The 19,450-nt window shown below is 70.7% G+C and carries 20 protein-coding genes; 7 read left to right on the top strand and 13 right to left on the bottom strand.

Annotated elements, in window-relative coordinates; genetic code table 11:
- Positions 1-78 precede the first annotated feature (78 nt).
- Entirely contained in the window at positions 79-2,700 is a 2,622-nt protein-coding gene (locus ACQPZX_RS23630; protein ID WP_433384339.1) for an NACHT domain-containing protein, read from the top strand.
- Here ACQPZX_RS23630 and ACQPZX_RS23625 read toward each other — a convergent pair.
- The 3 genes from ACQPZX_RS23625 to ACQPZX_RS23615 all read right to left on the bottom strand — a co-directional run bounded on the left by ACQPZX_RS23625 (position 2,695) and on the right by ACQPZX_RS23615 (position 6,299).
- Positions 2,695-3,273: a DUF2087 domain-containing protein gene (locus tag ACQPZX_RS23625; RefSeq protein ID WP_433384336.1), complete on the bottom strand. Its 579-nt coding sequence runs from the start codon at positions 3,271-3,273 to the stop codon at positions 2,695-2,697. The two genes, ACQPZX_RS23630 and ACQPZX_RS23625, sit on opposite strands and share 6 nt — an antisense overlap.
- A gap of 44 nt (positions 3,274-3,317) precedes the next feature.
- Positions 3,318-5,531: a glycoside hydrolase family 9 protein gene (locus ACQPZX_RS23620; RefSeq protein WP_433384333.1), complete on the bottom strand. Its 2,214-nt coding sequence runs from the start codon at positions 5,529-5,531 to the stop codon at positions 3,318-3,320.
- 90 nt (positions 5,532-5,621) lie between these two features.
- Positions 5,622-6,299, bottom strand: a complete 678-nt coding sequence (locus ACQPZX_RS23615; protein WP_433384330.1) for a Tat pathway signal sequence domain protein — start codon at positions 6,297-6,299, stop codon at positions 5,622-5,624.
- Between the two features lie 325 nt (positions 6,300-6,624).
- On the opposite strand from ACQPZX_RS23615, the gene ACQPZX_RS23610 reads away from it, so the two are divergent.
- On the top strand, positions 6,625-7,260 hold the full coding sequence (locus ACQPZX_RS23610) for a DUF6230 family protein (RefSeq protein WP_433384327.1): 636 nt from the start codon (positions 6,625-6,627) through the stop codon (positions 7,258-7,260).
- Complete coding sequence (locus tag ACQPZX_RS23605; RefSeq protein WP_433384325.1) at positions 7,260-7,736, top strand: DUF6114 domain-containing protein; 477 nt, start codon at positions 7,260-7,262, stop codon at positions 7,734-7,736. Before ACQPZX_RS23610 ends, ACQPZX_RS23605 begins: the two co-directional genes overlap by 1 nt.
- On the opposite strand, the gene ACQPZX_RS23600 is transcribed toward ACQPZX_RS23605, so the two are convergent.
- The 3 genes from ACQPZX_RS23600 to ACQPZX_RS23590 all read right to left on the bottom strand — a co-directional run bounded on the left by ACQPZX_RS23600 (position 7,640) and on the right by ACQPZX_RS23590 (position 9,008).
- On the bottom strand, positions 7,640-8,098 hold the full coding sequence (locus ACQPZX_RS23600; protein WP_433384322.1) for a hypothetical protein: 459 nt from the start codon (positions 8,096-8,098) through the stop codon (positions 7,640-7,642). The two genes, ACQPZX_RS23605 and ACQPZX_RS23600, sit on opposite strands and share 97 nt — an antisense overlap.
- A 63-nt stretch (positions 8,099-8,161) precedes the next feature.
- Complete coding sequence (locus ACQPZX_RS23595; protein WP_433384319.1) at positions 8,162-8,512, bottom strand: UBP-type zinc finger domain-containing protein; 351 nt, start codon at positions 8,510-8,512, stop codon at positions 8,162-8,164.
- Between the two features lie 28 nt (positions 8,513-8,540).
- Entirely contained in the window at positions 8,541-9,008 is a 468-nt protein-coding gene (locus ACQPZX_RS23590; protein ID WP_433384317.1) for an aminoacyl-tRNA deacylase, read from the bottom strand.
- A gap of 47 nt (positions 9,009-9,055) precedes the next feature.
- Here ACQPZX_RS23590 and ACQPZX_RS23585 point away from each other — a divergent pair, with 47 nt between their 5' ends.
- The gene (locus ACQPZX_RS23585; protein WP_433384314.1) at positions 9,056-9,433 is read left to right on the top strand and encodes a DUF427 domain-containing protein; all 378 of its coding nucleotides are present in this window, start codon (positions 9,056-9,058) and stop codon (positions 9,431-9,433) included.
- A gap of 3 nt (positions 9,434-9,436) precedes the next feature.
- Here the strand turns inward: ACQPZX_RS23585 and ACQPZX_RS23580 are convergent, their stop codons facing one another.
- The 3 genes from ACQPZX_RS23580 to ACQPZX_RS23570 all read right to left on the bottom strand — a co-directional run bounded on the left by ACQPZX_RS23580 (position 9,437) and on the right by ACQPZX_RS23570 (position 12,881).
- Positions 9,437-10,636 (bottom strand): ABC transporter permease, encoded by a 1,200-nt coding sequence (locus tag ACQPZX_RS23580; protein WP_433384311.1) that lies wholly within the window; start codon positions 10,634-10,636, stop codon positions 9,437-9,439.
- A 50-nt stretch (positions 10,637-10,686) separates the two neighbouring features.
- A complete protein-coding gene (locus tag ACQPZX_RS23575; RefSeq protein WP_433384308.1) occupies positions 10,687-11,688 on the bottom strand; it encodes a sulfotransferase family protein in 1,002 nt (333 codons plus the stop codon).
- Between the two features lie 197 nt (positions 11,689-11,885).
- A complete protein-coding gene (locus tag ACQPZX_RS23570; RefSeq protein WP_433384305.1) occupies positions 11,886-12,881 on the bottom strand; it encodes a TIGR03617 family F420-dependent LLM class oxidoreductase in 996 nt (331 codons plus the stop codon).
- Between the two features lie 21 nt (positions 12,882-12,902).
- On the opposite strand from ACQPZX_RS23570, the gene ACQPZX_RS23565 reads away from it, so the two are divergent.
- Together ACQPZX_RS23565 and tsaA are read left to right on the top strand one after the other, a co-directional pair.
- On the top strand, positions 12,903-13,631 hold the full coding sequence (locus ACQPZX_RS23565; protein WP_433384302.1) for an MBL fold metallo-hydrolase: 729 nt from the start codon (positions 12,903-12,905) through the stop codon (positions 13,629-13,631).
- Positions 13,632-13,639: 8 nt separating this feature from the next.
- Entirely contained in the window at positions 13,640-14,044 is a 405-nt protein-coding gene (tsaA, locus tag ACQPZX_RS23560) for a tRNA (N6-threonylcarbamoyladenosine(37)-N6)-methyltransferase TrmO (protein ID WP_433384299.1), read from the top strand.
- Here the strand turns inward: tsaA and ACQPZX_RS23555 are convergent.
- From ACQPZX_RS23555 to ACQPZX_RS23540, 4 genes are all read right to left on the bottom strand, one after another.
- Positions 14,016-15,182: a PrsW family intramembrane metalloprotease gene (locus tag ACQPZX_RS23555; protein WP_433385400.1), complete on the bottom strand. Its 1,167-nt coding sequence runs from the start codon at positions 15,180-15,182 to the stop codon at positions 14,016-14,018. The two genes, tsaA and ACQPZX_RS23555, sit on opposite strands and share 29 nt — an antisense overlap.
- A 2-nt stretch (positions 15,183-15,184) precedes the next feature.
- Positions 15,185-15,802 carry a hypothetical protein gene (locus ACQPZX_RS23550; protein ID WP_433384296.1) on the bottom strand — a complete coding sequence of 206 codons (618 nt, stop codon included), beginning with the start codon at positions 15,800-15,802 and terminating at the stop codon, positions 15,185-15,187.
- A 65-nt stretch (positions 15,803-15,867) separates the two neighbouring features.
- Complete coding sequence (locus ACQPZX_RS23545) at positions 15,868-16,113, bottom strand: hypothetical protein (RefSeq protein WP_433384293.1); 246 nt, start codon at positions 16,111-16,113, stop codon at positions 15,868-15,870.
- A 119-nt stretch (positions 16,114-16,232) separates the two neighbouring features.
- A complete protein-coding gene (locus ACQPZX_RS23540; RefSeq protein ID WP_433384290.1) occupies positions 16,233-18,272 on the bottom strand; it encodes an AfsR/SARP family transcriptional regulator in 2,040 nt (679 codons plus the stop codon).
- A 33-nt stretch (positions 18,273-18,305) separates the two neighbouring features.
- Between ACQPZX_RS23540 and ACQPZX_RS23535 the strand changes: the two genes are divergently transcribed.
- Positions 18,306-19,172, top strand: a complete 867-nt coding sequence (locus ACQPZX_RS23535) for an alpha/beta fold hydrolase (RefSeq protein ID WP_433384288.1) — start codon at positions 18,306-18,308, stop codon at positions 19,170-19,172.
- The last annotated feature ends 278 nt before the right edge of the window (positions 19,173-19,450 follow it).

Genomic DNA, 19,450 nt, shown 5'->3' with positions numbered 1-19,450 from the left:
TGAACGCCCGGGCATTCGGCCCGAACGATGGATGCGGCGGTCCACGCGCCGCGTCCACGATGTCCCGACTCAGGCGGAATGACTGACGGGATCGGGCCGGGCTTCGAGATGAGCAAGCTGATAGAGAACTTCGGCACCACCATCGGCGGCGTCGCGGTCGCGATCATCGGCCCTCTGCTGATCTACTTCGGGCGGTCGCTGCTGCGCAAGGTGAAGCGGCAGGGCATCGGGCTGCGCGACGCCGTCCTGTGGGTGTTCATGCGCGAGGCGCGGCGCCGGGTCACCGTCGCGGTCAACTCGGTGCGCTACTGCCGCATCCTGATGGCCTACGACAAGTACGCGATGCTGATCGTGCCCGGCCGGCACGACACCCCGGTGAAGGTGGACGACCTGTTCGTCGATCTCGCGATGGAGGGCGGCGGCAGCGCGGCCGCCACCTACTCGAGCCACACGGTGCTCGACGCCGGGTCCCGGCTGCTGATCATCGGCGATCCGGGCTCCGGCAAGTCCTCGCTGGTCAAGATGGTTCTGCGCGACACCTGCCGGGCCACCATGGCGCGGCCGCACAAGAGCCGGCTGCCGATCCTGGTGGAGCTGCGGAACCTGAAGGTGCCGAACCGCAAGCAGAGCGCGGAGAAATGGGGCGACTGGGCGGTCGACGAGCTGAAGCGCCAGGTGTCGCAGATCGAGGGACACAAGATGGCGGACTTCTTCGACCACTGTGCCCGCTCCGAGGACCTGGGCCTGCTCCTGCTGCTCGATGGGCTCGACGAGGTGATCAGCGCCGACTACGCCCGGGTGGTGCTGGTCATCAACGCGCTGGCGCACAAGCTGGCGAAGCTGAGCCCCCGGAACACGATTGTCCTCACCATGCGCAGTCAGTTCTACGACCGGGTGGGTCGCGAGTTCGCCGAGGAGTTCCCGACGAGCCTGTGGATCCAGCGGTTCAGCCCGGCCGACATCTACGAGTTCATCCGCCGGTGGTTCGTCACCAAGCGCGGGGTGGCGCCCGACGCGCTGCGCATCTACAACGAGCTCGCGGACCGGCCGAGCCTGCGCGACATGTGCAGCAACCCGCTGATCCTGTCGATGTACGTCAACAGCCGCCGCGAGTCCGACAGCGTGACGCTGCCCGACACCCGGACCGAGTTCTACCAGGAGGTCGTCAACGAGCTGCTGATCATGCGCCGCAGCAAGCAGCTCTCCGACCGCGACGCCCGGGTCGCGAAGCGGCGCCAGCGGGAAACGCTGTTCGGCACGCTCTCCTTCGAGAACATGCTCGACGTCCGGCAGTCACCCAACTCCATCGCCTGGGACCGCGCGCAGAAGGTGACGGCCAGCGTCGCCAAGACGACCCCGGCGAAGGCCAAGGAGATCCTGGACGACCTCGAGATCAACACCGGCATCTTCTCGGTCGAGCGGGAAGGCGAGTCGATCCGCTTCATCCACCTGACGTTCTGCGAGTACTTCGCCGCGATCGAGGCCACCAAGGGCCGGCGGGACGGCTGGGAGTCGCTGGTGGACACCCAGCGCAAGTTCCAGGACTCGGGCGACGAGAACCTGCAGTCGCGCCTGATGGAGGTCATCCCGTTCGCGATCGGCACGCTGCCGCCCTCGCGCATGGACACCGCGTTGTCGGACGTGCTCAACCTCGGCGACCTGGAGCTCTACGGCCGCTGCCTGCTGGAGACCCAGGAGTACGACCACGAGGGCTGGCAGAAGTACGCCACCGGCGAGTACCAGTACTTCACCGACGAGTCGGACTGGGACGAGTCCTGGCTGCGGCGGCTCCACCTCTACCAGACCGTCGTCGCCGACGCCCGGATGGTGTCCGAGCGGATGCAGGTTGCGCTGACTCCCGAGATCTCGATGCACGACCTCTTCGTCGCGCTGGTGGCCGACGACCGCGCCCGCCTGACCCAGCTGTTCTCCTCCTACGCCGGCCAGGACCCGGTAGCGGCGATCCGCCTGGCCGAGGCCTGCAACGTCGACCTGGTCGCCGACACCCCCGAGCTCCTGGTCACCGCCTGCGAGACCCCGGCGTTCCTGGCTTTCGCCATGGAGTCCGCCGCCACGAGCGAGGCCCGCGTGGAGCGCTGGGCACAGATCTTCGTCGAGGCCGCCCTCCGCAAGACCCTGGTGGCGAAAACCCTCGCGGAGGCCGCCCCGAACGCCGTGCTCCGTGACGCCGTCGCACGGATCGAGCCCCGCCGCCGGTGGATGGTCACGCCCGGGACCAGGGCCGGGTCCTTCTACGACGCCTGCCTCACGATCGCCGCCAACAGGCGCTCGCCCAACATCGGCGACTTCTGGTGGCGCTCCGCGGCGCTGCGCGCGACGAAACCGCCGGCCGAGGTGAGACGGGAGGTCACCGTTCGCGCGATCGTGAGCTATCCGGCGCTGGTCGCCGCGACCGTGCTCTACTTCCGCGGATTCAGCAACCTCAGCAACGGCAACGACGATGCGTGGGGCTTCGCCTTCGCTCTGGGCACCATCGTGATCTTCTTCGCGACGTTCTTCCTGACCATCTTCCATGCCCTGGCACCGTTACTCGCCACACCCGTGATCGAGCAGTTGGTCAATCTCAGAACATCCCCGCGCTTCATCGGGGGCATCTCGATCAGCAGACGCAGTCGTCTGAAAGTGTCTTACCTGGTCGCCAGGGGCATCCAGTACGGAACGCCGCTACCGAAGTCATGAGATCGCCTGAGGCAGGGGACGCGCCGGGCCATACGTCGTGCCCGCGCGGTCGCGCTCGAGCCAACCCGTCTCGACGAGCATGCGGCGGACGCCGGCGACGTCGTCGGTGACCGCGGACAGGCGGCGGTTGATCTCGTCCTCGTTGTACAGGCCGTCCAAGGCCAGGAAGCGGGCGAACAGCTCGCCGATCTGCTGGTAGCGGTCGCTCATGGTCGGCGGCAGCGCGGTCAGGCGGCCGTGGGCGAAGAAGCCGCGCAAGTTCGGGTACTCCGCGAGCAACGGAGTGACCGGCTGCATGCGGTCGACCGCGTGGACCGCCTGGCGCACCGCGTCGAGGTCGGCCCGGTAGACGCCGTTTCCGGTGCCGGTGGCCAGGCCGGCGCCGGTGAGGCGGGCGCACGCCTCCCCCGCCTGCTGGACCGGAACGTCCAGCGCGTACGCCAGCTCGGCCAGGGTCGCGCCCTCCTTGCCGCGTCTGACCAGCTCGGCGAAGGTCGCTAGGCGCGGCGGCGCGGACAACTGGGCCAGGATCTCGGCGGCACGGGCAGCGTCGGCCGATGGAGAAGCGGACATGCCGCCACCCTAGGCACGGGCGGCGGCATGTCGCGACTCGATTTTCAGGCCTGGTCGGCTACGAAGGCGGACACCCACGACAGGGCCGCGTTCCAGTTGATCGCCTCCTCGTTCGTCGACCACGACTGGATGTCGTCGATGTAGCAGAACTGGGCCACGCACCCGGTGAGCTTGCTCTGCGCGTACGGGTCCTGGATGGACGAGTTGGCGCCGCCCGACAGCGTGCCGGCCGGCGGGTTCGGCAGCGCCGGGTCGAGCTGGTGGGCGTACCAGCGGCTGTGCTCGTTCTGCGAGCTCACCTCGCCGTAGCCGGTGACGTACGACTGGTTCAGCGCGTTGCGGCCGAGCACGTAGTCGACGCCGGTCAGCACCGCGTTGCGGTACTTCGAAGCGCCGGTCAGCGAGTACGCCCCGGCCAGCACCACCATGTTGTTGAGGATGATGCTGTTGGAGCCCCAGTCCCACATGTTGTTCGCAGGAGCGTACGGAACGCCGTACGCGTGGGCCTTTTGAACGGCCAGATATTTCTCCGCCCCCTGGACCACCGATTGCTTGACGGCCGCCAGGCCGGGCAGCTTGTTGGGGATCAGCGCCAGGTCGAGCCGGCCGGCCGCCGCGGTCGACGCCCAGTCGAAGGCGCCGGCGCCGAACACGTCGGCGGTGTGCGAAGGCGACGCGAGGATGTCGGTGGCGAACTGCTTCTCCCCGGTCGTGAGATACAGCTCGGCGGCTGCCCAGTAGAACTCGTCGGTGACCTTGTCGTCGTTGTAGGCGCCGCCGCCGTTGCCGTCGGAACCGGGAGCAAGGAGCGCGGGGTTGGCCTTGGCCGCCGCGTAGGCGGTGCGGGCCGCACCGAGGGCACGCGCCGCGAACGCCGGATCGAAGGTGCAGTAGATGCGGGCGGCCTGAGCGGCGACGGCGGCGAGGTTCAGCGTCGCGGCCGTGGAGACCGGGTGCAGCTCGCGCGGCTGCGGGTCCTGGTCGGGCAGCAGCGGCAACCCGGTCCAGTTCTGGTCATGGATCTTGTGGTGCGCCATGCCGGCATACGGCTTCCCGGCGGGCACCTGCATGCTGAGCAGGAAGTTCAGCTCCCAGCGGGCCTCGTCGAGGATGTCCGGCACACGGTTGGCGCTCTCGGGGATATTCAAATTCACTTTCCGTACGGCGTGGGAGCGCTCGTACTCGTTGAGCATCTCCCAGGTGGTGATCCCGCCGTTGACGACGTACTTGCCGTGGTCGCCGGCGTCGTACCAGCCGCCGCGGACGTCCAGGGTGTAGTCGCAGACCCCGGCCTGGCACGGGACGTTGCCGTCGCCCTGGTTGGGGGCCACGTCGACGTGCCCGGCGGGGCGGGCGTACCCGGGCCGCAGCGCGCCGTCGATGGCGATGCCGCTGCGCTGGGTGTAGTAGAACTTCAGCGCGTCGGCCCGCAGCGCCCGGTACGCGTCGGCGCCGATGTCGAAGGGCCGGCTGGTCTCGCCGTCGGCGGTGATCGTGAAGCCGGTTCCGCCGCGGGTGTAGCGGCTGAAGTCGATCGTCTGCACGTTCTGCCCGGACGAGGCGTCGACGCCGCGGGGCGTGGACACGCCACTGGCCACCGCGTTGCCCGATTTGTCGCTCAAAACCCACGGCAGCGGGGTCGTCGCCTCGGTCACCACGGTGGCGTTCTTGGGCCCCGAAGGCAGATACGCCACCTGGTTGACCCGCACGCGGGGGCCGGTGTCCGGCACGTACACCTCGGGCGGCACGCCGCCCACCAGCGAGACGTTGTCGAGGCAGAAGTGCCAGGGGTCGGCGCTGCCGCCGACCTGGAAGGCGACCTGGCCCTGCGCGGTGCCGGTGCTCGCGGTGAAGGTGTACGAGTAGTGCGTGAGGTCGCCAAGGACGGGCGACTGCTCGAAGTACGTGTCGTAGGGGCTGACGGCGAGCCCGACAATCGCGCGGGCGATGTGGCCCGCCGTCCCGGACGCGTCGAAGCTGAAGCGGTAGGACTCGCCGGCGACCAGGGGCAGGTCGTTCTGCCCGATCGCGACGTCCCAGCGGTTGGTCGTGCCGCCGGGGACATCCACGCAGGCCTGCCCGTCGGTGAGGGTCATCGGCATGCCGGCGGTGGACCAGAAGGGATCGGTGGTGCCGTCGAACCCGCCGTTCTTGACCTGTTCGACCTCGTCGGCAAGAGCAGGTGCGGCGGCGCCGATCGTCAGCATGGACGCGGCGGCGAGGACGGAGACTACTCGGGAGCGCTCCCATAGAGGCATGCACACATATTGATGGCGGCCTCACGCACTGTCAACGCAGGTTCACGGCCGGGGCGGGGGGAGCCGCCCCGATCGCTTTCCATAGGGGGATCAGTTCGTGAAGACCACCGGGCCGCCCTCGACCGTGGTGTCCACCACCGGCGCGTACGTGGCGGTGAAGAACCCGGAGCCCGGGCAGGTGATCGGGCCGGACGTCTTGGTGAACGCCTGGTCGGTGAAGGTGATCGAGTTGTCGGTGTTGGACGCGGCGCCGGTGATCGAGCCGGTGGCCGCCTGGTAGACGCAGGTCACCGAGCCCAGGATGGTGCCCAGCGACAGCGTCGTCTGGATCGGCGCGGTGTCGGTGCCGCTGACCGTGACGGCGCCGGTGGCGCTGTCCACGGTGGTGCCGAACGGCAGGTTGTTCACGGTCACGCTGTTGACCTTCGTGACGCCGAAGATGTTGGCGGTGCACGAGGCGAACGTGTGGCCGGTCGTCGACTCGGTGGCCACGCCGGGCGCGGCCGGGTTGTCGGTGACCGTGGCGGTGAAGGCGGACTCGGCGCACTTGACGCCGGTCGTGCCGCCGGACGCGGTGGTGAAGTCGGCCGTGGTGCCGGCCGCCACCGAGGCGTTCAGCACGTCGCCGACGACCACGTTGCTGCCGGCGGTGCCGGCCGCGCCGGTGGTGAGCACCGCCGCCGGGTCGTCGGCCCGGGCCGGCGAGGCCACCAGGGCCAGCGCCAGGGCCGCGACGGCCGCGATCGGGACGGTTCTGGGCACACGCATGGGTGTTCCTCCCTGTCTTTCGGGGACGGGACGCACCCGGTGGGGCCGCCTGCGGGGGGATGCAAGGACGTCCACCGGAATTTCCGTCAGCCATTACTCAGTCAACGCCGTCGATGTATATGCCCGCCGCGCGGGAGAGTCAACCCGTCGGTAACAAATCCTTTCACGCCATGAAATCCCTGCTAGGAACCCCTTGACCGATTCGATACCGAGCGGTAACTTCGGTCCGCTACATAGACGCACGGCATATTGTTGACCATTGTTCCCGAGCTACAACGCCATTCTCCCGCATTGTTTCCGACGCACAATTGAAGGAGTGGAACGGATGACCACACCGGACAATGTCCCCGCCGCCGGCGGCGTCCGCTGGAAGCGCTTCGGCGGCATGCTCGCCCTCACCGGGGCCGTGACCGCCGGGCTGGTCGCCCTCACCGCCAGCGGCGTGCTCGCGGCGAACTTCTCGATCTCCGGCATGCCGTTCACGGTCACCGCGACCAAGCTGCACGGCGAGGGCTTCGAGCAGTTCGCGACGCTCGACAACATGATCCCGGGCAGCCCCAACGCCGGCGACGAGGGCGAGCAGAAGGTCCTGATCGTGTCGGCGATCAACCAGGCCGAGCTCACCAAGCTCTGCCAGAGCGTCTCGCTCGGCGGCGCCCACCTGAAGATCACCGCGGGCGACGCCGGGACCAACGTGTCGGCCCGGGCCCTGGTCGTCGACTCCGACCTGATCTCCGGCGACGCCGACTTCCAGCGGATCAACGTCGGTCAGGACGCCAGCACCTTCGACAAGGTCCGCGACCCGGCCACCGGCGAGATCATCAAGGGCGGCGAGGGTGTCTTCGGCCAGCAGGCCGACTCCGTCGACATCCTCAACCTGCGGCAGAACAACTACGCCACCACCGCGGCCCGCTTCACGCTGCCGCACCTGCGGATGTCGTTCACCAGCGACGGCTGCTGATGAAGCCTCGGTCCGCGTTCTGGCGCTGGCGGCACGCCCGTCCCTTCTGGGGCGGGCTGCTGGTGTTTCTCGGCGGCTTCGAGATCTTCATGACGGTGAAGGCGCCGCTGCCGGTCGTCGTGCACGTCGGCATGCAGGGGTTCATCGGCTACCTGCTGCCGATCGTGCTCGGCCTGCTCGGCATCCTGCTGGTCTTCAACCCGGCGCAGCGGATCTTCTACTCGCTGCTGGCGGCCGTGCTGGCGCTCGCCTCGTGGATCACGTCGAACCTGGGCGGCTTCATCTTCGGCATGCTGCTGGCGCTGGTCGGCGCGGCGCTCGCCTTCGCGTGGTCACCGGACAAGTACCGGCCCGCGCCGGAGGAGCCGCCCGCCGAGGATCAGGCGCCGGAAGGACCGCCCGGCGTCCAGCCGGAGACGTCGCAGAGCCGGCCGCGCCACAGGCGTACCTCGTCGGGCTTGCTGTCCGGCGAGTAGATCCGCGTGTTGCGCAGGTGGATGTACTTCGTCGGGGCCAGCAGCGCGCTCATCTGGCGGTGGGTCACCTCGCCGCCGACGTCGCGCACCCGCACCGCGTCGTGGGCGAGGTCGGACTGCTCCTTCATGTGCTCGGCCATGCCGGTGTAGAAGGCGTCCTCGTAGTCGTTCATCTCGCTGACCTCGGCGAACCACTGCCACTGCGGGATCAGGTCGCCGCTGACCAGCAGGCCGTGCACGGTCAGGCTCAGCGGCACCCCCGGATCGACCGGCTTGATCAGCCGGTCCATCTGGGCCACGTACGTGCTCAGCACGCTGTCCGGCTCGCTCCAGTCGGAGCGGCTCGTGATCGAGTCGAGCATCGGATCCGACACCTCACACCCCCGTTGCGCAGGCTCCCCGGTGCCGACTCTAGCGAAACGGGCTTATCGGTGCAGGTGGTTGCGCCAGTCGCCGGGAACGGCGCCGGCCGGGCCGGGCGCCGGCTGGTCCTCGGGGTGGCTGTCGGCCGGGGCGAGCCGCGGGCCGTTGGCGGCCTGCTCGGTCGAGAAGTCCCAGAACCAGTCCTCGCCGGGCTCGAAGGACTGGATGACCGGGTGCCCGGTGGCCTTCCAGTGCGCGGTGGCGTGCTGCGCCGGTGAGCTGTCGCAGCAGCCGATGTGCCCGCACTGCGCGCAGCGGCGCAGGTGGAACCACCAGCCGCCGCTGCCGAGGCACTCGACACAGCCGGTGCCGGACGGGGGTACGGAGGGCTGAATCGGATCGTCGCTCGTCACGACGATGAAGATAACCCCCGCCCGCCCGCTACGCGGATGTAGCCTCCGTCACGTCCGCGAATTGGCCGCCCAGCGCGCCGACGGCCTGGTCGGCGGCGACCTGCAGGCCGACGCCCCGCTCCCCCGCGCCCAGGTTGATCGTGCGGCCGCGGGTCGTCTCGTCGGCGATCACCGGCCACACTCGGGCCGAGCCGAACGGGGTGATGGTGCCGCGCTCGTACCCGGTGGCCTCCTTGGCGGTGGCGGCGTCGGGCAGCGAGAGCCGGTTGACGCCGAGCAGGGTGCGCAGCTTGGGCCAGGAGATCTGCCGGTCGCCGGGGACGAGGACGAAGACGTAGTCGCCGGCGGCGCGGCGCACCACGATGGTCTTGACCAGGTCACGCACCTCGACGCCCTGCGCGGCGGCGGCCTCGGCGACGCTGTTCACCGGCCCGTGCTTCAGAATTTTGTGATCGACGCCTAACGCGACGGCGGCTGTCTCGGCGGGTCCCGGCATGAGATCGACAGTAACGTGGAATCCGAAGACATTTCCAAGGAGGCGTCATGGCTGAACGGCCCGTGCTGTACCCGGGACCCGACCACCCGATCACCGTCACCCCGACCCCGGGGCACGTCGTCGTGACCGTGGCGGGCAAGGTCGTGGCCGACACCCGGGCGGCGCTGACTCTGCAGGAGTCGACCTATCCGGCGGTGCAGTACATCCCGCTGGCGGATGTCGACACGTCGCTGCTCGAGCCGACCGCGACCACCAGCTACTGCCCGTACAAGGGGGACGCGAGCTACTACTCGATCCCGTCCGGCGGCGCGAAGTCGGTGGACGCGATCTGGGAGTACAAGGAGCCCCGCGAGGCGGTGGCCGGCATCAAGGAGCACATCGCGTTCTACCCGAACCGCGTGGACTCCATCGAGATCTCCGAGTAACCCTCATTCGTAGCGCAGGGCGTCGATCGGGCTGAGGCGGGCGGCGCGGGCGGCCGGCAGCCCGCCGAAGAACAGGCCGATCACGATCGAGACGCCGAGGGCCAGGGCGACCGAGCTCGGCACGACGACCGGGGTGACGCCGACGATGGTGAAGCGGGCGCCGATCAGGGCGGCCGCCACGCCCAGCCCGCCGCCGAGGAAACTCAGCAGCGTCGCTTCGATCAAGAACTGGGTCATGATCGTACGCCGGGGCGCGCCGAGCGCCTTGCGGATGCCGATCTCCCTGGTGCGTTCCGTGACGGTCACCAGCATGATGTTGGTGATGCCGATGCCGCCGACGAGCAGGCTGATCGCGGCGACCGCGCCGAGCAGCGCGGTGAAGGTGTCGGCGGTGGCGGTCTGGGTCTCGAGCAGCTGCGAGGCGCTGCGGATGGTGTAGCCCGCGTTGCCGCTGGAGGTCGCCGGCACCCGCTGGTCGAGGATCACGCCGATCTCCGACTGGACCGTGCCCACCATCTTCGAGCTGTCCGCCTCGACCAGGATCGAGCTGAGCGCGCCGTACCCGGTCACCACCTGCCGGACCGCGACGATCGGCGCGATCGCGACGTCGTTGGCGTCCTGGAAGCCGCTCGCCGAGCTCTTCTCGGCCAGCACCCCGATCACTGTGAACAGCGCGCCGCCGACCGTGACCTGCTGCCCGACCGGGTCGGTGCCGGGGAAGAGGTCCTCGGCGACGGTCTGCCCGATCACCACGACCCGGCGGCCCTGGGTGTTGTCGTCGGCGCTGAACGCCGAGCCGCTCGCGACCGGGGTGTTCGAGGCGGTGAAGTAGCTCGGGGTGGTGCCGACGAACGAGGTCACGTCGTGCGAGGCTCCGTCGTAGGCGATCGTCGAGGACGTGCTGACCACCGGCGACACCGATTTCACGTCGGGCGCGAGCACCGGGTCGTCGAGCGCGTCGGCGACCTTGAGGGTGAGACCGCCCGAGCCGGCGGCGCCGCGGTTGGTGCTCATCACCGTCAGCGTGTTGGTGCCCAGCGCCGAGATGCGGTCGCCGATCGCCTTGGCCGAGCCGTTGCCGACCGCGACCAGCAGGATCACGGCGGCCACGCCGATCAGGATGCCGAGCATCGTCAGGCCGGAGCGCAGCTTGTTGACCGCCACGCCGCGCAGCGCGAACCGGATGGTCTCGTAGAAACCCACCGGCAGATGGTACGGCTCGCGCCGCGCGGCTGATCAGTTCGAGGGCTGAGTCAGCGTGCGAGCTGCCCGCTCGTCAGCCGGGCGGGCACCACCGGCCCGCGGCGGCGGTGCCGCAGCACGGCGCTCGCGTCGCGGGCGACGCCCCGCATGGGCCCGAGGCGGTCCCGCACGGCCAGGCGCGCCCGCGCCACCCGGTCCGACGGCGTGGGCGCCGCGCCGGTCATGCCCTGGTAGCCGAACAGCGCGAGCCGGTCCCCGAACACCGCTTCGCATCGCTCGATCTCGGCCGCGCTCAGGCGCTGCCGCCAGCTGGACACGCGCGTGGTGGTGACGCTCTGACGCGTACGCGTGTGCCAGGTTTTGTATTCGGGAACCGCGACCGCCGCGACCTCCTGGGGCCGCGCCATGGCCGCGTCATACTCCTCACCGAGGAAGCGGCACAGCGCTCGCAGATGCGCCTCCGGCTCCTCGACCAGGTCCTCGTAGCGCACCAGGTGATACGTGTCCGGCCCGTAGCGCCGGGCCGCGCGCAGCGACGCGTCGGCCGCCCGCGCCCACGAGTCGACCAGGCAGCCGAAGTCGGCCGGGGCCCACGGCGCCTCCTTGAGCGACGCCACGCAGTCGCGGCCGTCGCGCATGATGTTGACGATCTGGGCGTCCGGGAACAGCCGCAGCAGCTCGGGCAGGTGCCGCAGGTAGGCGGGCCGCTTGTCGCCCCACCGCGGCTTGCCGAAGCGCTCGGCGTAGAGGCGGAAGACGGTGCCGATCGCCGAGCCGAGGGTGGGCGGCGCGCCGATCACCGTGTCGATCAGGTGCTGCTCGTCGAGGCCGAGGTCGCCGAACTGCGGCGTGGTGGTGAACCAGCGGGCCAGGTCACGGCGGTTGGCGGGGTCGCGCAGGTCGCCGAACTCGTGGCGGCGCTGGTAGGCCGGCAGGACGAAGCGGTTCTCCGGGGGCAGCGCGATCCGCGGGTGCGCGTGCAGCATGAGCTGCAACATGGTCGTCCCCGAGCGGGGACACCCGACCACGAAAATCGGACGATCCGTAAGCATGGCGGACACCTTAAAGGATAAATCCGGACATATGTGTTTCGGCCCGGCCTTCTGCCGGTGGCCAGGAGCTTCGGCCAGCTTCGGCGCGGAGGCTGTGCGGGACGGGTCGATTCACTGTCGTGGGGCTGTGAATCGACCCGTCCGCCATGGAAACACCGGAGACCGCTTCAGATCCCCATGTCAGATTTATCCCTTAATTACGAAACTGTAACGCCGGCCCGCAGCTCGCCGAGCAGGCCCGGGTCCACCTCGTACGGCGTGTAGAACGAGATCCGGTCGATCAGCCCGTCGAAGCGCTCGCGCAGCCCGCGCGCCACGTCGCCGGTGACCGCGAACGTGTCCAGCACGTCGTCGGTGATCAGGCCGGCCATCTCGGCCCACGCCTGCCGGCGGGACAGCTGGTTGAGCTGGTCGGCCAGGTCGCCCCAGCCGTGCAGCTCGAGGACCGGCCGGTACGCCGGGGTCGAGCCGTAGAACGCGATCTGCGCCTTGACCGCCTGCTCCGCTTGCGAGCGGGCCTTCTCGTCCTCGCCCACCACCACGAACGCGGACAGCCCCACGCTGAAGCCGTCGAGGTCGCCGCGCGCCTCCCGCAGGATCGGCAGGGTGCGCTCGCGCAGGTAGGCCGGGCTGGTCAGCGGGTGCACGAGCAGCCCGTCCGCCTCCTTGCCGGCCACCGCGGTCATCCGCTCCCCCACCGCGGCCAGCAGGATCGGCGGGTTGCCGTGCGGGTTGGGGCCCGGGTTGAAGAAGTCGGTCATCAGCGTGTGCCGGTAGAACTCGCCGCGGAACGCGAGCCGCTCCCCCGTGCGCCAGCACTCCCAGATCGCCCGCACCGCCGCCACGAACTCGGCCATCCGCGCCGCCGGCTTGCCCCACGGCATCGCGAACCGCCGCTCGATGTGCGCCTGCACCTGTGACCCGAGCCCGAGCTGGAACCGGCCCTCGGAGATCAGCTGCAGGTCGTTGGCGAGCACCGCCATGCTCATCGGGTTGCGCGCGAACGCCACCGCGATCCCCGACTGCAGCGTGATCGTCCGGGTGGCCCGGGCCGCGAGGGTCAGCGCGGTGAACACGTCGTGTCTGCTCTCGGCCGCCCCGAAACCGTCGTAGCCGTCCTGCTCGGCGCGGGCCGCCGCCGCTTCCACCTCGAGTGGCGAGGCCTCGACGCCCGCCGCGAAATCAACCAACATCGAGAGATCCTAGAATGCGGCATGCCCGATGCGAGACTGACCCGGCGCGGCCTGTTCTTCACCGCCGGCGCCGGGGTCCTGGGCGTGGCCGTGCTGAGCGGCTGCGACTCCGCGAAGCCCCCGCCCGCGCCGCCGTCCGCCCCGCCGCCCAGCCCCGCGGAGGTTGGCGCCTGGAAACGGGTCGACCTGTCCTACGTCTCCGCCTACCTGCTGGTCCGCGGCAACGAGGTCGCCGTCGTCGACCTCGGCACCCCCGGCTCCGAGGCCGCCATCGAGGAGGGGCTCAAGGCGGCCGGGCAGAGCTGGGCCGCCGTCAAGCATGTGATCCTCACCCACCAGCACGACGACCACGTCGGCGGCCTCGCCGAGGTGTCCAAAGTGGTGCGGGCGTCGTTCTACGCCGGCATCCTGGACGTCGACTCGATCATCACAGATGCCGGGCTCAAGCCGGTGAAGCAGGGCGACGAGGTGTTCGGCCTGCAGATCATCGACACGCCGGGGCACACGCTCGGGCACATCTCGGTGTTCGACCCTTCGAACGGGGTCCTCGTCTCCGGCGACGCGCTGCGCACCAACACCGGTTCCTTGACCGGCTCCGACCCGCGATACACCACCGACCCGGTGCGGGCCGCCAAGTCGGTGAAGAAGCTGGCGAAGATGGACATCAAAGCGATCCTGCCCGGCCACGGCGGCCCGGTGCTCGTCGACGCCGCCGGCGAGCTGCAGAGACTGGCCGCGTCGCTGGCCTAATATGGCGCATGGCCGACTTCGCGCTGCGCCCGGTGGGGCGCGTCGAATCCACCCTCGTCGCTCTGGACGAGGCGCCGCGGCAGCCCGACGAGGGCGCCCCCGACGCGTGGCTGGTCTTCGAGGACGCCTTCACCCCCGCTCTCGACGGCCTCACCGCCGGCGCCGACGTGCTGGTCCTGACCTGGCTGGACCGCGCCGACCGCGACACCGTGGCCGTGCACCCGCGCGACGACCTGGCCAGGCCGCTGACCGGCGTTTTCGCCACCCGGTCGTCCGACCGCCCCAACCCGATCGGGCTGCACGAGGTGCGCGTGCTCGCCGTCGACGGCGCCCGCGTGCACGTGCGGGAGCTCGAGGCCATCGACGGCACCCCGATCCTCGACGTCAAGCCGGTGCTGCGCTCGCGGCGTTGAGCCGGGCCAGCTCCGCCCGGGCGAAGCGGACCCGTTCGGTCTCCAGGCCGCCCGACGCGGCGATCTGGTCGGCGAGATCGTGCGCGGCCTCGAGGCGGTGGTGACGCAGGCGGCGCGCCTTGCGGCCGCGTTCTTTTCGCCGGTACGCCCGGCGCGCGCGCCATCCGCCGCTCAGCGCGTCCAGCTCGTCCGGGGTGAGCACGCCCGTCTCCACCTCGGGCGCCATCACCGCCCGCATCGTCTGCCGTTCCGGCCCGACGGTGAGGTTGAAGACCGTGATGACCGCGGCGAACGCCAGCAGCGTGATCCCGGCCAGCAGGGCGGCGACGACCGTGCCGTTGCCGTCGGCGATCGCGGTGACGCTGTCCCACAGGCCGTGCAGCAGCATCGCGGTCAGCACGAGCGCCAGGCCGCGGCCGATGCGGCGTCGCTGGGCGACGGTCCCGATCAGGTAGACCAGGCCGGCGCCGAAGATCGCCGAGTAGAGGATGTGCGCCGAGAAGCCGGTGACCAGGCGCAGCACCACCGTGCTGAGGCTGGTCTCGAGCTGGTGCGAGCCGAATTCCTCGGGCGCGGCGTTGAGCGCGTAGAAGATGTCCTCGAGGATCTCGAAGCCGAGCCCGGCGAACGCGCCGATGATGAAACCGTCATAGGCCGTACGGATGACCCGCGGCGCGATGAACATCAGCAGCAGCACGCCGGCGCCCTTGCTCAGCTCCTCGAAGAACGGGGCGGACAGCCCCGCGCCCCAGTCGAGCGAGAAGTTCTGCCCTGCCAGCTTGGAGTAGAGGCTGATCAGGGCGGTGTTGCCGGACAGCGCGAAGGTCCAGGTCGCGCCGAAGCCGCCCCAGACGAACGCGGCGACGACCAGCGACAGCGGCTGCCGGGAGTAGCGGTCGATGCGGGTGGTGAACCACCAGAACAGCGCGCCGTAGACGACGAAGATGACCGTGCTCGCCGCCAGCGCCGGACCGTAGACGCGGATCTCGCCGTTGACGATGCCGAACGCGTTCCACAGCCCGTACGCGACGATCAGCACGTAGACCCAGAGGCAGGCGTTGCGCGGCTGCCAGAAGGAGACCTTGTTGCCCCAGCCGCTGGCCTCGATCGCGGCTTCGCGGGCGGTGAGCTCCGGCATCGTCACGGGATCCTCCGCACCGACCTGATCATGGCCGCCACCGCCGGCGGCACCGCGTCCTCCACCGTCGGCGGCCCCTGCGTGACGACCTCCACGCCGATGCCGTCGAAGACGAACGCCGCGATCGCCCCGATCGAGCCGTTCCCGTCGTAGCGGGCGAACACCCCTTCGTCGCCCGCGTCGTTGGTGATCGTCACCGGGTCGCCGGTCACCCGCAGGCCGCCGTTGTCGCGCAGGCCCTCGTCGTTCTTCTTGATCTGCTCGAGCAGCTGGGCCGGGGTCCCGTCATACGCGTCGGCGATCACTTCGAAACCGATGCCCTCGTACGTCACGACGGCCTGCTCCGGATAGCCGGTGGCGCCCGCGTCACCCTGCCGCAGCCCGTGCACCAGGTTGGATCCGACCGCCGGCACGAACTCGACCGACGGCCCGACCTGGATCACGTCACCGGCCACGATCGGGTCGTCCACGTGCACTTTCTCGTTCACCCACGGCAGCGCCCAGACCGCGATCGCGAACAGCAGCACCACCGCCAGCGCCGGCGGCAGCGTCCGCTTGTCGAGCCCCAGGAGCCGCCGCTCGACCGGCACCCACGTCGTCCGCCATGCGTCCCCCGCCACGTAGCCTCCCCCGATCTTGGCCGAAGCGGCACGTCAACAGGCCAATGATGCCCGCGCGTGAACGCTCAGCGACGTGTGGTGAGGACCGCCCGCCGGGCGCGGAACGCGAGAACCGACCCGATCGACATCGCCGACAGGATCGACCCCACACAGAGGAACGACCCCACCGACCCGACCGAGCCGAAGGACCCGATCGACCCGACCGACAGCGTCGACCCGGTGGAGCCGATCGACAGGATGGAGCCCTTGGACCACAGGCTCAGGATCGAGCCCTCGGACTTGTACGACAGGATCGACCGCGTGTCGTTCATGGGCCCACTCTATTGGTCAGTCCCCGCGTCTGGGGCCGTGCTCAACCCCACCCTCTCTCCGGGTGGGGCTCAGGAGACCACATGGGTACGACATTTCTTGGAGCGTCGTCCACAGGCCTTCAGTCCGGGGGAGGGATCGTCCCGAGGGTGAGCAGCCCGCTTCCGGCGCCGGCCAGTTCGCCCGCCGCCGGGAGCAGGGCCTGTCGTGCGCGGGCCGACGCCTCCTCGTCGCCCAAGGCGTCCGCGGCCCGGGCGAGGAGGCTCCACATGGCCTCGGTGAGCAAATCGGGCGGCGGGTCCATGGTGGAGCGGAGTGCTTGCCGCGCCTCGGCGGGCCGGCCTTTGCCCAGCAGCACCAGCGGGCGGACCCATGGCTCGTAGGGGCCGTAGTCGCCATCGGTCGCCGGCAGGCCGCGACGCAGGCGCACAGTGAGCACGGCCAGATCGAGCAAGCCGTTCTCGAGGCCGGGCATGCCGGCGCCGTCGAGCCGGGCCGCCGCGCGGCGGTAGGCGGGCTCCGCCGCCGATGGGTCGGTGAGTGACAGGCGCAGCGCCCGGAACCACTCGGTGAAGACCCCTACCAGGGGCAGCTCGTGCCGGGCGGCAAGGGCGTCGGCCGCTTCGGCGTGGGCCTCGGCGTGGCCGAAGTCGTCGAGGGCGCCCAGCGCCTGCATGCGTATCAGGTGGCCGAGAACCTCGGAGGTGACCAGGCCGTGCCGCCCGGCGAGGTCGACCAGTTCCACTCCGATCGCATCCCGCTCGCGCGCCAGCCCCGCGCGGTAGGTCGTCTGCATGAACAGCCCGTTGAGGGCGAACGCCAGCAGCGCCGGGTCATCCTGCTCCCGCGCCAGGCGGACGGCTTCGCGGGCTTCCTCGAGCCGCCCCGGCCGCAGCCCACGCGTCTCGACGGCGATCGTCGCCAGCAGCCGAGCCCGCGCGGCCAGACCGCTCGCTGACGCCGGCCCGGCCGCCGACGCCGAACCCATCGCGGACGCCGAACCGGCCGCGGACGCCGAACCCATCGCGGCGGCCGGACCCGCGGCGGCCAGCGCCCGAGAAGCGGCGGCGACCACCTGGGCGGCCTGAGCCGGGTCGTCGGAGCGACTCCAGATCGCGGGGACGTCGTAGGCGCCGATCACCCGGGCGGTCAGTTCGGGGTCGCCGAGCTCCTCGGCGGCGGTGATCGCGGCGACGCGGTGCCGCCGGGCCGCGACGAGGCCGCCGCCACCGGTCACGGCAAGGCTGCGGAGGAGCCCGACGGTCGAGTCCAGCCGCGCCCGGGCCCCGCCGCCGACGATCCGGTTGTAGTCCGCGGCCGCATTGGCCCAGACCTGAGCGGCCGAGCCATCCGGCCCCGGACCAGCCGGGACCGAAGCGCCCAGGACCGAATCGGCTGGGTGAAGCGAGGCGGCCTGCCGGAGGATGTCGGACTCGAGGGCGGCCAGCGCGGGCGAAGGGTCGAGGCCGAGCCGTTCGGCGAGCTGGACCCGGGCCCGCCGCACGACCGCGAGGGCGTCCGCCTGTCGTCCGGTGCGGTAGAGGGCCAGCGCCAGCAACCGCCAGGCGTTCTCGCGCCACGGATGCTCGGTGACGTGGGCGTCCAGGTCCGGTATCGCCTCCTCGGGGCGCCCGGCGTCCAGGCGGGCCGAGGCCAGCGCTTCGACGGCCTGCAGACGCAGCTCGGCCAGGCGGGCGCGGGCGCCGCGAGCCCACGGGTCGTCGGGGAAATCCGCGTAGGCCGGGCCGCGCCACCAGGACAGCGCCTCAGCAAGCACGGCCACCCCGGCCGGCGCTCGGAGGACCGCCTCGAAACGCCAGGCGTCCACGTCGTCGGTGGCGGCGTGCAGCGCGTAGCCGGGGCCCGACGTGACCAGGATGCTCGCTGCGGCCCGCGGTGGCTTGGCGGGCTCGATCGCTCTGCGCAGGGCCGCGACGAATGTCCGTACGGAAGCAACTGCTCCGGCCGGAGGCGCCACCCACAAATCCGTGACCAGATCGCCCAGCGGGACCACCCGCCCGTTCGCGGCGATCAGCCGCGCCAGCACGGCGCGGTGCCGCGGCCCCCTGAGCGCCAGTGGCTCGCCGGCGGGATCCCAGGCGGCGACCGGTCCCAGCACGCCGAACGACACCCGCACCCGATCACGGTACTGCTTGTTCATCGGATGCTCATTGGGGCACCGCAGGCTGGGCAGATGAACAACTTCTCCAGTCACCGGGTGCGGGTTGCCGAGGGCGTCGAGCTGCACGCTTCCGTAGCCGGCGACGGCAGCCCGATCGTGCTGCTGCACGGCTTCCCGCAGACCCACCTGATGTGGCGGCACGTCGCGGCCGACCTCGCCGCCGATCACACCGTGATCTGCCCGGATCTGCGCGGCTACGGCGCCAGCGACAAGCCCGCCGAGACGTCGCCCGACACCTATTCGAAGCGGACCATGGCCGCCGACATCGTGGCGCTCGCCCGCGAGCTGGGTCACGAGCGGTTCGCGCTGGTGGGGCACGACCGGGGCGCGCTGGTGGCGATCCGCGCGGCGATGGACCACCCGTCGGCGGTGACGCACCTGGCCTCTCTCGACGTGCTGCCGACGCTCGACATGTGGGACGTGATGCATGGGACCAGCGCGGCGGTCGGCTTCCACCTGTACCTCATGGCGCAGCCGCCGGGGCTGCCCGAGCAGATGATCGCGGCGAACGCGGACGCGTTCTTCGGCTACTTCCTCGACCTGTGGGTGAACGATCCGGCGGCGATCCCACCGGCCGTCCGGGCGGAGTATCTGGCGGCCTGCCGGGCGGCGGTGCCGTCGATCGTGGCCGACTACCGGGCGTCGGCGGGCATCGACGTGGAGCACGACATGGCCGATCGGGACGCGGGACGGACCCTCGCCATGCCGGTGACGGTGCTGCAGCAGGACTGGGGCGCGGCGCTGGGCTTCGACGCGGCCGGGCTGTGGCGGGCGTGGGCGCCGGATCTGCGGCACATCCCGGTGACGTGCGGGCACTTCATGGCCGAGGAGTCCCCGGCCGAGGTGACGAAGGCGATCCGGGACCTGCTGACCCGCTGAGTGAGGGGCGTGCGTCCCGGAGCAGGGACCGCCCCGGGACGCCAGGTCGGCCGCGACCAGCTCGACCGGCACGGCGGAGACCGGCCGGCGCCGGGTGCGGCGCAGGTGGTCCATGGCCCGGAACACCCCCTACCGCGTCTGCGCCGAGGGCCTGGTTCTCGTCACCCTCCTTAACGTGCGCTAAGGTGGGCGCTGGCTCCTCGATCAGGCAGCCCCCTTCGCGCCCGCGCTGACCCGCGCCTCGCGCACGCCGCCTGTCCTCTTTCCCGAGCGAGGAA

Origin of the sequence: Actinoplanes sp. CA-142083, from assembly GCF_050942195.1 — a bacterium.
Lineage (GTDB): Bacteria > Actinomycetota > Actinomycetes > Mycobacteriales > Micromonosporaceae > Actinoplanes.
This window is presented reverse-complemented; position numbering and strand designations above follow the sequence as displayed.